Source organism: Clostridium sp. CM042 (genome assembly GCF_055080995.1).
Genome location: NZ_CM143646.1, coordinates 515415 through 532209, shown reverse-complemented (window position 1 = coordinate 532209; position 16795 = coordinate 515415). Strand labels below are relative to the sequence as shown.

Genomic DNA, 16795 nt, shown 5'->3' with positions numbered 1-16795 from the left:
AATTCATAGACATAATTACTCTTCTTCAAAAAGACTAAGTATATCTTCAACCTCTTCTATAGAGAGATCATCACTCCCTAAATCTGAAGCGGTCAATTCTGCCTTATTTCTACCTACACAGTATTCTATTATCTGTTTCAAGCTTGTTTTGTAACACTCCGCAAACTTAATTACAGTACTTTCATTATATTTGTTTTTATTATAGTTAATTTCTATAGTCAATTTACAATTTTGTACAAATGAAATTATATTAAAGTAAAATGGTTCAGTATAATCTATTTCAGTTTGCAGAATTTGCTTTCTGAATACTTCTAACGATCCTATATTGCTTTTTTCCTTTTTTTCTAAATATCTAAAAGTTATTTGCGGATTAACTTTAAAATTAATTAACTGCCCTTTGTCGTTACCTTCAGCATATTTAATTAATCCAAAACCTAGTCCTTTACTAGGAACACGTCTAAGATTTTCCTTAATGCCCTTTATCCTATAGGCCATGTCATTTAATTCAGACATATCAATTAACATTGGATACATATAATCAAATTGTCCTATGGTCCTAGCGACATTCAATTCATTTATAGCATCTTTTCTTCCACTTCCCCAAAGATATACAAACGCCTTATCCATTTTAAAACATGACTCTATTCCCATTCCTAAAGCTACAATCATAATATCTTCAGTTTCAGTGTTATATACCTCATTTATATTTTCCGAAAGCGATTTGGTATCCTCTTGCGAAAGCTCTACACAAACTTTATCAATTAGAGGTGTAGCATCCTCTTGTGACTTCTTATCCTCAGGTAATTTCTCTGTAAATGCTTCATTAAGTTCCATCCAATATTCGATTTCTTTATCCATATTTTTGCTTCCAGAGATTTCCTTAATGCCTTCACACCATGCTTTAAAAGAGCTTGCTTTCTTATTTAAAACTATATTTTCATCCTTTATCACTTTTTCGTAACCTAGGATAAAGTCTTCCAATAGAATTTCTAAAGAAACATCATCCGCAATTAACTTAGAAACTGCCACAAGCATATAGTCACCTTCAGAAGTATTGAATATTCCGATTTTAAGAAGAGGTCCTGCCATTGGCTTCACGCTTAATTGTATTAACTTTGATTTTTCCAATATACTTTCCTCATAAGTTTCATATTTTGTCATGTCAATTACTTCTAGACCAAACAATTCTCCTTCTGTTTCCCTGCTATATTGAATTTCCTCCTTATCTCCTAGCTTAAATGCAATTCTCAGTGCATCGTGATGTTCTATTAGTTTTTCTAATACAAGCCTTACAAGTCTTTCATCAAACTTATCATTTCTAAACATCATTCCAGACGTATTGTAGCTACTATAGCCCTTGTTTTGCTGCTCAAAGAAGCACCTTTGAAGTGGGCTGAGTGGTATTTCTCCATTTACCAATATCCCTACTTCTTTTTTATTAATGCTGTCTATATGTGATGCAAGTGAAATTATCGTTTGATACTGTAATAAATCATTTGGTTTGATCTTTAATCCCGAATCTTGAAGTCTTGCTCCTATTTGAATTGATTTAATTGAATCTCCACCAATCTCAAAGTAATTTTCATTAATGTCAATTTCCTTTACTCCTAAGACATCTCTCCATATTTGAGCTATTTGCACCTCATTTCCGGTGTACTGATTACTTTCCCTTCCTTTTAATATTACATTATTAAGAATACTTTCCTCTGATTCCTTCTTATTTTGTTCAATATACTTTTTACATTTTTCCAAAATAATTTTGAATTCATTGGAAACCGTCTGTAATTCTTCTGATAATTCTTCTGTTAAATCTGTACTCTCTAACATTTGATTTATTTTCCCTATCATAAGTTCCTGCCCTTTTTTAGCTTTTGGTATCTCAAGCCAACAACGTTCTTTGTCAAAAGGATAAACAGGTAAGCTTACTATTTTTCGTTTTTGACCTTTATATAATTCATTCCAGCTAATGTTCGCTCCTTTGACATATAGCTCGCATATATCTCTTAGTCCCATTCCATCCTCTTTATTTGCTGATATAAATTCAATAATTTTTCTATTTGCTGTTCTACTTATATTGGTAATCTCTCCCGATGTTATCTCACCAGTACTTTTATTGAATTGTTCTTCTTTAATAATTTTATAACTTCCGACGTAAATACCGTTTTCTTTTATGTCACTCAATTTCAATCCGTTTATTCTTCCTAGCTTCATTATCAAATCCTCTCTACTTTGTACGATAATAGCAAGCCTGTACTCATAATGCCCTCTACCTGTACTTGTGGTATAACACATATCTGTAAGGTTTATATTATCTTTGAGAAATTCCTTAAATCTTATAATAAGTTCTTTTAGTGCTTGTTCACTCTTTGCAGATAATGTAAACAAATTAACACCTTTAACCTCTTCTATTGAAATTTCCTCAAATGGAGCCTGCTCCACTATCATGTGGCAGTTGGTTCCACCGAAACCGAAAGCACTTATGCCACATCTGCGCGGTAGATTCTCGGATTTCCAAGGTTCAAGTTTATTAGTTACATATACTGGAGATTCCTCAAAATCTATCCAGCGGTTTGGCTTCGCAAAATGTGCTGTCGGCGCAATTTCTTTGTTTTTAAGAGACATTACCGCCTTTATTAGCCCTGCTATACCTGCTGCTTCATATAAATGTCCAATATTTGTTTTTATAGAACTTATTGCACAAAACTGATTTTTGTTTGTATATCTTCTGAATGCTTCTGTTATTCCATCTATCTCTACTGGATCTCCAAGCTTTGTACCAGTTCCATGAGCCTCTATATAAGTAATCGTCTCTGGATCTATTCCTGCATCTTTCCATGCACTTACTATCACTTCTGCTTGAGCTGAAGCATTTGGTGCGGTTATACCTGCCGAACTTCCATCCTGGTTTACAGCGCTACCTTTTATTAAAGCATAAATGTTGTCTCCATCTTCCTTTGCTTTGTCAAGAGGCTTTAATAATACAACTCCGATACCTTCTCCTGTTCCAGTACCGTCTGAGTTGTCATCAAATGCTCTTGCACGGCTATCTGAGGACTCTATTCCAAGCTTAATGTCTTTATCGACTGGCAAAAGACTTAATTTAATACCTCCTGCAATTACCATGTCACATTCTCCTCGTCTCAATGCACTACAAGCTAAGTGTACTGACACTAATGAAGATGAACATGCGGTATCCACTATTAAGCTCGGCCCTTTTAAGTCAAGCACGTAAGCTACTCTGCTTGGTATGATAGCTGGTATATTTCCAGGTATAGCCAATGATAATGATTGCGGTTCTACCTCCGACACCATATTCCCATAGTTATCCTTCATGCTGCTTGCAAACCCTACGTACAGTCCCGTATTACTACCTATGATCTTCTTTCCACCATAGCCAGCATCATCAATTGCAGCAAATGCAGTTTCAAGGAACAGCCTTTGATTGGGATCCATAAGACTTGCTTCTTTCGGAGAAAGACGGAAAAATTTATAATCAAACTTGTCTATCTCATCTAAGTAACCCCCATCGCCATATTTTATATCGCTTAGATCGTTGCCTATATATGAAAGGTATCTATCAGCATCTTTCTTCCTTGATTCTGATAAAGGTTTTATGCAATCTTTCCCATTCCTTATATTCTCCCATAAAGCTTCCAAATTGTCAGCATCGGGCATTCTAGCTGCCATACCTATAATTGCTATGTCATCTGTTTTCAGATTGCCTCTCTTTAAATCGATATTACCCTTTATATCCTTCTTAGCAATTTCATCTATGTGCTGAGCTAACTTTTCTATAGAGGGATATCCAAATATCTTAGATACAGTCACTTTCCCTGGGAAAACCTCATTTAGCCTTTCGCTTAATTGAGTTAATATTATTGAATCAGCACCCAAATCAAAGAAGCTCTGCTCGACATTTAGTTCCTTTAATCCGAGCACTTCCATACATACTGTAACTATCTTCTTCTGAGTTTCAGTTGCCTTTTCTTCTACCTCTAGCCTCTTTTTGCACCTTTCAAGCTCCTGTTTCAGTCCATTGGACAGTTTGAATGGGAACTCTTTCAACAAAAATACCATGTTACTATCGAAGTTTAACTGCCCAATAAGAACCCTTGATATATCTTTACTTAACACTTCATCTAGTGCTTTTATTGCCCTTTCGGTATATATAGCCTTAAATATCAAGTCTGAATTTACTCCATAGTTAACAGCCATACCGGTTTCTTTCCATGAAACCCAGTTTATTGCTAATGTCTTCTTACCCTGCTTGCTTCTATACTCGGCAAAAGTATCCATATAGGAGTTAGCTGCTGCATAATCTCCCTGTCCCTGTACTGTAAGTACAGTAGCTACCGATGAGCACATAATGAAGAAGTCCAACTTATCATTCTTTGTGATTTGATCTAAAATCCATGTACCATATATCTTAGGCTCAATTACACTACTGAATGTTTTTTCGTCCTTCCTCATAATGTAGCCATCTCCAGCGACACCCGCTGCGTGAATTACACCGTCTATTCTTTCATACTTCTCCCTTAGCACGTTTATAGCATCGCACATCTCTTGTAAGTTTGATGCATCAGCACCAAGGCATTCCACCTTTGACCCCTTTGCTTCTATCTCTTTGATTAATTTTATTTTTTCACAAGTTTTTTTGTCCTGCCTCTTACCTTGTATTTCATCCCACTGGCTACGGTCAGGAATCTCTGTACGGCTAATAAGTCCTAATGTTACCTTATTTTTATCAGTCAAGTATTTAGCTATCTCAAAGCCGATACCTCCTGTACCACCTGTGATGATATATACTCCACCTTCTTTTATCTTGACACTAAGTTGTTTTGCTTCTTTTACGTTAGCTTCTTTAAACTCCTCAATATATCTCTTGCCAATCCTGTAGGATGATCTATACTCTAACTGGTATTTAAAAGCTTCGTAAAGTTCTTCAACCGTTGTATATATGTCAGTATCAATACATCGCAAATGAATATTAGTACATTCCCTCTCCACTGCCTTCCCCAATGTGAACATAGGTACATTTTCTGGTTTTATTTTCTCTTCTTCTCCTGTTACACTATTAACATAATCAGATATCAATACCAACCCAATATTTTGTTTTATATCTATTTTTGATATAGCCTTAGTTAAGTAAAACAAGCTGTATATTCCATTTCTTTGAGTATTAGTAAGCTGCTCTACACTTTGTACTTCTGAATCTTTTAGTGTAGACATATGAATTATATCTGTAACTTTCATTTTGCTTAACTCTTCTATGAGTTTTAAGTAATCTTCTTCACTATCACTTATTAAATAGCTTCTATCTCCTACTTTCTCATAACTTATACCTTTAGAAACTTCTATTACATCATAATTGTTTTCTCTTAAAACCCTACTTAATACATCAGCTTTTCCTAGCTCGTCTTTTAAAATAACTACAGTTCCACCACCAGCAACTTCATCCTTATTCTGTAAATCTTCTTGCTTGAAACCCAAGCTGTAGTAGACATCTTCAGTAGCTTCTTCTATCTCTTCTGCGCCAGGTATATCAAGCCAGCACCTTATCTTATCAAATGGATAAGTAGGCATACTCATTCTTTTTACATTTCCTCCTTCATACATCTCATACCACTGAATATCTGCACCCATTACATATAATTTACATATTTCACTTAGTATATGTTTATCTTTTTTACCTGTTCCAATGTATTCTTTGACCTTTTCATCAGCTTTTCTGTTTAGTTCTTTTACATCTAATTTTGTCAATTCTCCATCTTTATCATTTCTGCTATCATAAGCTATTCTGTTCTCACCATAAAATTCATTCTCAAGGCAACTTCCAAGCGATTCTCCCTTAACAATCCTTTCAAATTTTACTTCGAAATCTTTTTTATCACATGCAATCATTGAAAGTCTGTATTCATAATGCCCTCTCCCAGTGTTTGCTGTATAGCATACATCTGCAATATTCACATCTTTTTTTAAGAACTTGCTATATTTTTTCACTAGTATTCTTAAAGCTTTCTCACTTTTAGCAGATAGCGTAATAACATGATGCATTGATTGTTTTACATCTTGCATAACCTTAATAGCTTGATTTTCTTCTAAAGGTGCTTGCTCTAATATCATATGACAATTAGTACCACTAAAACCAAAAGCACTTATACCGCATCTTCTAGGTCCATTTTCTACTTCCCAACTTTTCAAACTTTCATTTACATATACAGGTGAATTCTCAAAATCTATCCTGTGGTTTGGCTTTGTAAAATGCACCGTTGGAGGAAGCTCTTTATTCTTTAGTGATAAAACCGACTTAATAAGCCCTGCAATGCCCGTTGCTTCAAATAAGTGTCCTATATTTGTTTTTAATGAGCCTATCGCACAAAACTGTTTCTTGTCTGTGTATCTTCTAAATGCTTCAGTGAGTCCCTCAATTTCTATTGGATCTCCAAGTTTTGTTCCTGTTCCATGAGCTTCAATATATGATATCGTTTCAGGATTTACTCTTGCATCCTTCCATGCTTTGATAATTACTTCAGTTTGTGCCGATGCATTCGGCGCTGTTATACCAGCAGAACTTCCGTCTTGATTTATAGCACTACCTTTTATTACTGCATAAATATTATCGCCGTCTGCTTTCGCCTTATCTAGGGGCTTTAACATTATTGCTGCAACACCCTCACCTATTCCAGTACCGTTAGAACTATCATCGAAAGCCCTTGTGCGACTGTCTGTAGACTCTATTCCAAGTTTCATCTGCCCATCCAAAGGTAGAAGGTTTATTTTTACACCACCAGCTATTGCCATGTCACATTCGCCGTCCCTTAAAGCATTACATGCAAGATGTACTGCTACAAGTGATGAAGAACATGCCGTATCCACAAGTAAACTTGGACCTTTAAGGTCCAAAACGTATGATATCCTGCTAGGTATTATGGACGGTAGGTTACCAGATAGTGCAACAGCCATTGATTCCGGTTCTACTTCAGAAATAATTCTCCCATAGTTATCCTTAAAGTTACTTGAAAAACCAACATACATTCCGGTATTACTTCCTATTATTTGCTTTCCACCATAGCCAGCATCCTCTATAGCTCCCCATACAGTTTCAAGGAACAACCTCTGGTTTGGATCCATTACGCTTGCCTCTTTTGGGGTAATACGGAAAAATTTATAATCGAATTTGTCTATCTCATCAAGAAATCCACCCTCTAAGTACTTGACTTCTTTTTTGTCTACACCTGAAAATGCAAGATAGTTATCAACATCTTTTTTTCTAGATTTAGGGAATTCTTTGATACAATCAGTACCATTCCTTAAATAGCTCCAAAACTCATTGATACTATCTGCCATAGGTAACTTAAAAGACATACCTACTATTGCAATATCCTTACTTCCAAAATCTGTGTTTGAATCAGTACATGCTACTAGTGATTTTGTTTCTCCAAATTCACTTAAGTATCTAGCTAGCTTCGCAATATTGGGATATGCAAATATCTTAGCCACTGAAATTTTGCCAGGGTATATTTCTTCAATTCTTTTACCAAGCACTGTGAGTAGAATAGAATCAGCTCCTATATCAAAGAAACTTTCTTCCACATCTATATCCTTTACACCCATTACACCCATACAAATCTCTGCAAGTTTATGTTCTATCTCACTATAAACTTCACTAACTCTTCCCCTAAGAGTTACATCGGATAAAACACTCTCGCCTTTACCCTTTTGTAATTGATGTTGTTTTTTCTTAAGTGTTCTTAGTCTCTGCATAATTTCATTTGAAAGTCTTATAGGACTATTTTCAATCATGAGTGCTATATTACTTTCAAAGTTTATCTCTCCAATAATAACCCTCGATATATCCTTACCAAGTGCCTGTTTAAGTCCCCCAATTGCTGTATCCGTCTCTATGGCTTTAAATATGGTATCTATATTCATTCCAATATCAACAGCCATGCCAACTTCTTTCCATATAGCCCAATTTATAGCCAATGTCTTCTTTCCCTTCATACTTCTAAGTTCTGCAAAAGAATCCATATAGCTGTTGGCTGCCACATAGTCTGCTTGACCTTGAGCACAAAACACTGTAGCTATTGAAGAGAACAATACAAAGAAATCCAAACTATCTTTTTTTGTTATCTGATCTAACACCCACGTTCCATCAACTTTAGGTCTTATTATATTGGTAAACCTTTTACTATCCTTTTCTGATAGATTTCCATCTCCACCCAATCCAGCAGCATGAATTACACCATCTATCCTGCCATAGTTGTGCCTTAAATCATCAGCAACTTTTTGCATATCGTCATAATTAGAAACATCTGCTCTAATGCAAATCACCTCAGACCCATTTGATTCTATATCTTTTACTGCTTTTATACATTCACATTTCTTAATGTCTTGCCGTGCATCAAGTATCTCATCCCATTGGCACCGATCAGGCATTTTGGAACGGTTTATAAGCGCAAGCTTTACACGGTTGCATGAAGCTAAATATTTGGCAACTTTTAAGCCTATGCCTCCCATTCCACCTGTTAGCATATATACTCCACCATCTTTTATATTAACTTTGCTGTCATTTACGTTTTGCAGATTAAGTCTGCCAAACTCCTCAATATATCGAATGCCTTCTCTATAAGACGCTCTGAATTCCTGTTGCCATATAACCGCTTCAAGTATTTCATCAGTTGTTGTATTATCATCTATATCAACACATCTTACATTAATATCAGGGCTTTCTCTTTCAATACCCTTTCCTAGTCCAAATAATAAAGCATTTTCAGGCATTATCATTGCTTCATTGCCACTTACATTATTTACGTATTTAGATATTAATGTTAGCCCTATGTTCTTATACATATCATTTTTATTTATAGCATGAATAAGATAAAATAAACTGTATACTCCAAACTTTTGTGAACTTTGAAGCTGATCTACAGTATCCACTAAATTATTTCCAAGGGTTTTAAGATGTATTATATCGGTTATTCCTCTATCCTTTATTTGGGTTAGAAGTTCAACATAGTCATCTTCCGTGTCTCCTATTTCATAACTATCCTCGCTTACTTTATAAAATTCATTTCCATAATATGCTTCAATAACACTGTATTCTTCCTTTAGCTTAGTAATAATTTCCGATGATTTAGTGTTTTTATTGCTCAAAACGAGTATACACCCATTTCCAACACTTTTCTTTAGCATCTTTAAGTCTTCTTGTATGAAATCAACACCGTAATATATACCTGCTTCATCCTCTTCTATATAATCTCCGCCAGCTACTTCAAGCCAACATCTTTGTTTATTAAATGGATAAGTAGGTAAGCTTACTCTCTTAAGTTTTTCTCCTTTATAAAGTTCATACCATAATATTTCTGCACCGTTAACATATAGTTTACATATTTCCCTTAGAAGTTGTATATTAGTTTTCCCAGTTGCAACATATTCATTAACCTTATTGCCTGCTTTCTTTGTTAACTCCTGAATATCCTCACGGGTAAGTTCGCCATCCTTTGCTTCTCTTCCATCATTTATAATCTTCTGCTTGCCATAAAATACATCTGACATATTATTTTCATAAGTTAATATATTAGCTATTTTATCAAGCTTTAATTCGAGTTCCTGCATGCTGCTGATAATTAAAGCAACCCTAAAGTTATAATGACCTCTACCTGTATTTACGGTATAGCACATATTTTCAAGGTTTATTTCATCCTTGCAAAGTTTACTATATCTTATAACAAGCTCTTGAAGGGCTTGATCACTTTTGGCTGAGATTGAAAAAACTTTTGTTTTCCCCTCTTCTTGTATTAGCGGCATTATATCCTGTGGACATTCTTCAAGCACCATGTGACAGTTTGTACCACTTAAACCAAAAGCACTTACACCACATCTTCTAGGCGTACTTTCTGTTTCCCATTTTTTCAAACCGACATTTACATACATAGGTGATTCTTCAAAAGCTATCCTATGGTTAGCTTTTTTGAAATGAACAGTTGGAGCAAGTTCTCTATTTTTTAATGACAGAACAGCTTTTATAAACCCTGCAATGCCTGCTGCTGCAAATAAATGTCCTATATTTGTTTTCACTGAACTTATAGCACAAAACTGATTTTTGTCTGTGTATTTTCTAAATGCTTCCGTAAGTCCTTCTATTTCTATTGGATCACCAAGTTTTGTCCCCGTTCCATGAGCCTCTATAAATGATATTGTTTCCGGGTTCACTGCTGCATCTTTCCAAGCTCTGAGTATTACTTCAGTTTGAGCTGATGCATTTGGTGCAGTTACGCTTGCAGATCTTCCGTCCTGATTTACTGCACTTCCTTTTATAACAGCATATATGTTATCTCCATCTAATATAGCTTTATCTAGTTGCTTTAGCATAACTGCAGCAACACCTTCTCCATTTCCTGTTCCATCAGCACTGTCATCGAAGGCTCTTGCACGTCTATCTGAAGATTCTATCCCAAGTTCTACATTTTCATCTATAGGTATGAGGTTTATTGTTATACCTCCAGCTATTGCCATGTCACATTCACCTTTCCTTATTGCATTACATGCTAAATGTACTGCTACCAATGACGAAGAACATGCTGTATCCACAAGTAAGCTCGGACCTTTAAGATCCAGAACATATGAAATTCTACTTGGTATTATAGCTGCTAAATTACCTGGTATAGATAAGGATAACGATTCTGGCTCTAAGGCTTCAACTATTTTCACATAATTATCCCTTGGATTATTACCAAATCCAAGATATATTCCTGTATTGCTTCCAACTATTTTGCTTCCCCCATAACCTGCATCCTCTATTGCTGCCCATACGTTTTCTAAAAACCTTCTCTGGTTTGGATCCATTAGGCTTGCCTCTTTTGGAGTAAGGTTAAAGAATTTATAATCAAATTTGTCTATATCACTAAGGTATCCACCATCTAAGTACTTTATCTCACTTACATCAACACCAGTATAAGTAAGGTATTTATCAATATCCCTTTTCCTAGATGCGGGGAATTCTTTTATACAATCTACTCCATTTCTTAAGCTATCCCAAAATGAAGCTATATTATCAGAACCAGGCATTTGAGCTGACATACCTATAACCGCTATGTCTCCCGTCATAGGGTTCTCATTTGATAGAACCACACTTTGAGTATTCTTCGTATTCTGCTGATCTATATACTCAGCAAGCTTTGATATGGTAGGATGACCAAATATCTTTGATAATGTTATCTTTCCAGGAAACAACACTAAAAGTTTTTCATTAAGTTTGCTAAGAATTATTGAGTCGGCTCCTAAGTCAAAGAAACTTGCCTCTATATCAATTTCTTTAATTCCAAGTACTTCCTTACACACCTCTACAATTTTCTTCTCAGTTTCTGTTGTTTTCTCTTCTGCTTGGAACCTTTTCTTTACCATTTCAATATCCTGTTTTAAACCTTGGGACAATTTAAAGTGGAACTTCTCAAGTATGCATACCATCTTGCTGTCAAAGTTCAACTGTCCTACCACTACCCGATTTATATCTTTAGCTATTATCTCATCCATAGCTTCTATAGCCCTGTCAGTATGTATAGCTTTAAATACCGTATCGGTATTGGCACCATTATCAACTGCCATCCCGATTTCTCTCCATGGCACCCAATTAATTGCTATAGTCCTCTTCCCTTGCTTAGTTCTATATTCTGCAAATGAATCCATGAAAGAATTAGCAGCTGCATAATCACCCTGGCCCTGTACCGTAAGCACTGTTGCAATCGAGGAGAACATTATGAAGAAATCAAGTTTATCATCCTTAGTGATTGTATCCAGTATCCAAGTACCATAAATCTTTGGCTCAATAACGCTACTAAATTTTCTTTCATCCTTACCTAAAATGTATCCATTTCCTGCAACTCCAGCGCCGTGGATTACACCATCTATTGTCCCGTATTTACCCCTCAATATATTAATTGAAGCGCTCATCTCCTGAAGGTTTGAGACATCAGCTGTTAGACATTCCACTATTGATCCCTTCGCTTCTATCATCCTTACTTTTTTAATCTTTTCACAATTTTTTATGTCCTTACCATTCTCTAATATCATATCCCATTCGTCTCGATTTGGCATTATCGTGCGGTTTATAAGACCTATCATCACATTATTTTTGCTAGCAAGATATTTAGCTATTTCAAACCCTATTCCACCCATGCCACCAGTGATTAAATAAACTCCACCATTCTTTATCTCAACGCTTTGGTCTCTAATGCTTTTTATATCAAGACTTTCAAACTCTTCTATGTATCTCTTCCCATTCCTATATGAGGATCTGTATTCCTGTTGGTACTTTACTGCAAGAAGAAGTTCGTCTACTGTTGCATGAATGTCAATATCAACACATCTTACATTAATTGTAGGATATTCTCGATCCAATACCTTACCTAGCGTAAACATAGGTGCATTTTCAGGTTTTATCCTTAATTCTTCACCAGTTATACTATTAACATAATCAGATACCAATATAAGTTTTATATTTACCTTCGCATTGTCTTTTAGTAATCTTTGAGTTAAGTAATACAGACTATACAATCCATTTCTCTGTGTGTATTTAAGCTGCTCAACACTTTGAATTTCATAATTTCTCAATGTAGCCAAATGAATTATGTCTATCCCTGAATTTATTTGTATCTCATTAAAAAGGTTTGCATAGTCTTCTTCTCGATCACTAACTATATAACAATCCGTGTCTGTTTTTTCAAAACTTGTACCAAAACTAACTTCTATAACCCTGTGACCTTCCGCCCTTAACCTATTACTTAGCTGGTCTGCTTCCCCCTGCGAATCCTTAAATATAATCACATTTTCATTAATAGATGATTCTACTTGAGTTTGCAAATCTACCTGCTTGAAACCTAGGTTGTAGTATATATCGTCATACTCTTCATTACCTGCACCAGGAATATCGATCCAACATCTTTCCCTCTCAAGCGGACCTAAAGGTATGTTCACTCTACTAAAAGTTTCACCAACAAATAATAAATCCCACTTAATGTCTGCTCCCTGTACATATAACATACAGATTTCTTGTAAAAGTATACTGTTTGGTTCTCCTGTATCCATATATTGCTTGAGTTTGATATTTGCCTTTTTACTTAAATTTTCCTTATCTACCTCACTAATCTCTCCATTATCCTCTGATCCTTTTAAGTCAGAAATAATTTTGTGCTCTGCATAAAAAAAGTTTGATTTTTGTTTATCTTTTAAATCTCCCTCAGCCAATTCATAAACTGCTGATCTAAACTCTTCTGTGTTATTTACAATTAAAGCAGATCTGAAATTATAGTGCCCACGTCCAGTATTTGCAGTAAAGCAAACATCACCTATATCAAATTCTGCCTGAGCGAAATGTTTATAATCACTGATTAGTTTGTGTAAACCTTTCTCACTTCTTGCCGACATAGTTAACACATATGGTGCATTACTATTACCTCTTTGAACTATTGATACGTCAGGAGCTTGTTCCATAATAATATGACAGTTAGTACCACTAAATCCAAAAGAACTTATTCCACATCTCCTTGGAAACCCAATAGTTTTCCATTTGCTTAAAACATCATTCACATAAACAGGAGAATCTTCGAAATTAATCTCATGATTTGGACAGTTAAAGTGAATGCTTGGTGGTAATTCTGCATGCTTTAATGCAAGAGCTGATTTGATAATACCCGCTATACCAGAAGACTGAAGTAAATGTCCTATATTGGTTTTTACAGACCCAATTGCACAAAATTGTTTTTTATCGGTATATCCTTTGAAAGCCCTTTTAATTCCATCTATTTCAACAGCATCTCCAAGTTTAGTACCAGTACCATGAGCCTCAATATATGTAATTGTTTCTGGATTTACTCCTGCCTTTTCTAAAGCAGAATGAATTACATCAGCTTGTGCTAGCACGTTTGGGGCTGTTATACCAATAGAACCGCCATCTTGATTAATAGCGCTTCCTTTTATTATTGCACAAATATTATCTCTATCACTAATAGCTTTGCTTAGTGGTTTTAAAATAACAACAGCAACGCCCTCACCCATACCAGTTCCATCTGAACTATTATCAAATGTCCTTGCTTTCCCATCTGACGATTCCATTCCAATCTTTTCGTGTTCCTCAATGGGTAGCACGCTTATCTTAACCCCTCCAGCGATGGCCATATCACAATCACCAGTTAAAATTCCTTGACATGCAAGGTGAACAGCTACAAGTGATGAAGAGCAAGCTGTATCAATAAGCATTGTTGGCCCTTTTAAATCCAATAGGTAAGCTATTCTGCTCGGTATTATAGATGGAAGGTTCCCTGTCATTGAAATTGAACTTAAAGTACTATCTACATCACATATCATCTGTTTGTATTTGTAACCTTCAATATCTCCAATATATCCGATATAAGTTCCTACCTTACTTCCAATGAGTTTATTCCCTCCATAACCCGCATTCTCTATTGCTTGCCAAGTTGTCTCCATCAGAACTCTCTGATTCGGATTCATTAAACTGGCTTCCTTTGGAATTATTTTGAAAAGCTTAGAGTCAAATTTATCTATCTCATCTAGATATGCACCTTTTGAATATTCTATGTTGTCAATATCTCGCCCTAAAAAGTTTAAATAGGAGTCTGTGTCCTTTTGTCTTGATTTAGGAAAATCAGTAACGCAATCTATCCCATTTCTGATATTATCCCAATATTCATCAATACCATCCGCATGTGGGAATCTAAGTGCCATTCCAATAATTGCGATATCCTCATTTTCATAAGTCTTTGTCACTTTTTCGCCAAAATGAGGACTACTCTTACCCCCATCTTCCATATATTCTGAAAGCTTTAATATGGTTGGATATGCAAATAAATCCGTTGTTGTCACCTTATTTGGAAACGCCTCATCCAATTTTTGAGAAAAAGACGCAAATTTAATAGAGTTTATACCCCACTCAAAAAAATTATCATTAATGGATACTTTCCCGTTATCAAGTACCTGTCTACATATATCAAGCAGTTTTCCCTGAATCGCAGTTAGATCCCCTTGATTATCTGTAATACTATTATTTAGATTCATCAAATCTTTAATTTTTGCCCATGTTTCAATGAACTCGCCATTCTGGTACATGTTTGATAGTATATATCTCTGCACTTTACCGCTAGTTGTTTTAGGTATTTTTTTCACAGGGATTATAGCATCAACATCCAAACCTATAGTAATATTTATACATTTTTTTATTTCCAAAGCAATTTCAGTAAAGTATTTCACATTTTTTTTGAACAATACAAAAATAATAAATGTCTCGCTCTGATTCAAGTCGTCTCGTACACCGCTTGCGACTATTTGACCCATCTTAATACCTATCGAGTTTTCTACAACTCTCTCAATGTCATGAGGATAATAATTTTGTCCATTTACAAAAATAATATCCTTTGCTCTTCCAGTTATTACGAGGCGTTTATTTCTCATAAATCCAAGATCACCTGTTTTTAACCAACCATTTTTTGATATAGTCTTCTTTGTAGCCTCTGAGTTGTTATAGTACCCTTTTGTTACATTTTCGCCCTTTATTTGTATATTTCCGACTACATTGTCACATATTTCTTTGTTTTTATTATCACAAATTCTTACCGCACAATTATCGACAGCGTATCCTACATCCACAAAGCTTACGCAGTTATTTTCCTCTTGGCTTATTTCCTTTACTTCATCACCAACACCTAAAAACCCTCTATCAATAAATAAGGTTTTAAAATCTTCTCCTAATGAAGGAATAGTTACTGCAATACATGCTTCGGCCATACCATACGTTGTAACCATAGAACTGCTTTTAAGTCCATGTTTGCTCATTGTATCAAGGAAATCATGACATAATTCCGAAGAAATGGGTTCAGCGCCATTAAAAATCATTTTCACACTAGATAAATCCCATAAAGCAGCAATCTCTGGTTTATAAAAATTCAAGAAATACTTAAATCCAAAGTTAGGAGATGCCATAAACGTTGCTCTATGTTCATTTGCTTTTTCAAACCATAAAATAGGGTGCCTAATAAATAGTGTTGTAGGAATTATTATATGATCCATTCCTGTAACTAATGGTGTTAAATGACATGCAATTAAGCCCATATCATGAGTTAAAGGCATCCAGCTTAAAAAAGTATCTTCAGAATTCATTTTTGTACGATCTATTATTGAATTAGCATTACAAAGCAGGTTCTCGTGTGTTAGAACAACTCCCTTTGGGTCACCTGTAGAACCAGATGAAAATTGGATAAAAGCAATATCCTTAATATCTCTGTCTATCTCTATACCCTTTTGGCTAGCAGTCTCAAAATCCTCAATAAATACTGATTTTCGTGTAACCTCTTCACCCTGCTCTGCAAACTGTGTATTCATTGCAAAGGTCTCAATTCTTGATAATGTTTTTTTATTTGCAATTAAATATGGATTATCCAGAATTCCCCATATCTTTAATACTTTAAGCAAATGATCTTCACTATTGCCTACAGTTATTGGAACTGGAATAAACCCGCCCAGAAGACATGCCCAAAATGATATTAAAAATGCTTCGCTATCTTCTACTTGAAAAACCACCTCGTCATTCTTTCCAATTCCCCTTGACTGTAATAAATGTAGTGCTAAAAGTGATTTATTATATAAATCCTCATACGTAATCTTATTTTCTTCATGAAGACTATTTATGAAAATAATACCATTTGAACTACTTTTAGCAATATGTTTTAATTTTTCACATAAATTTTCGTACAAAATTATCTGCTCCTCTCTCTGTAATTAAATT

The 16795-nt window shown here is 35.0% G+C and carries 1 protein-coding gene; it reads right to left on the bottom strand.

The genetic code is table 11. From position 1 onward, the window contains the following. Positions 1–15 precede the first annotated feature (15 nt). Entirely contained in the window at positions 16–16764 is a 16749-nt protein-coding gene (locus tag ACWJJ7_RS02550; RefSeq protein WP_462963794.1) for an SDR family NAD(P)-dependent oxidoreductase, read from the bottom strand. Positions 16765–16795 lie beyond the last annotated feature (31 nt).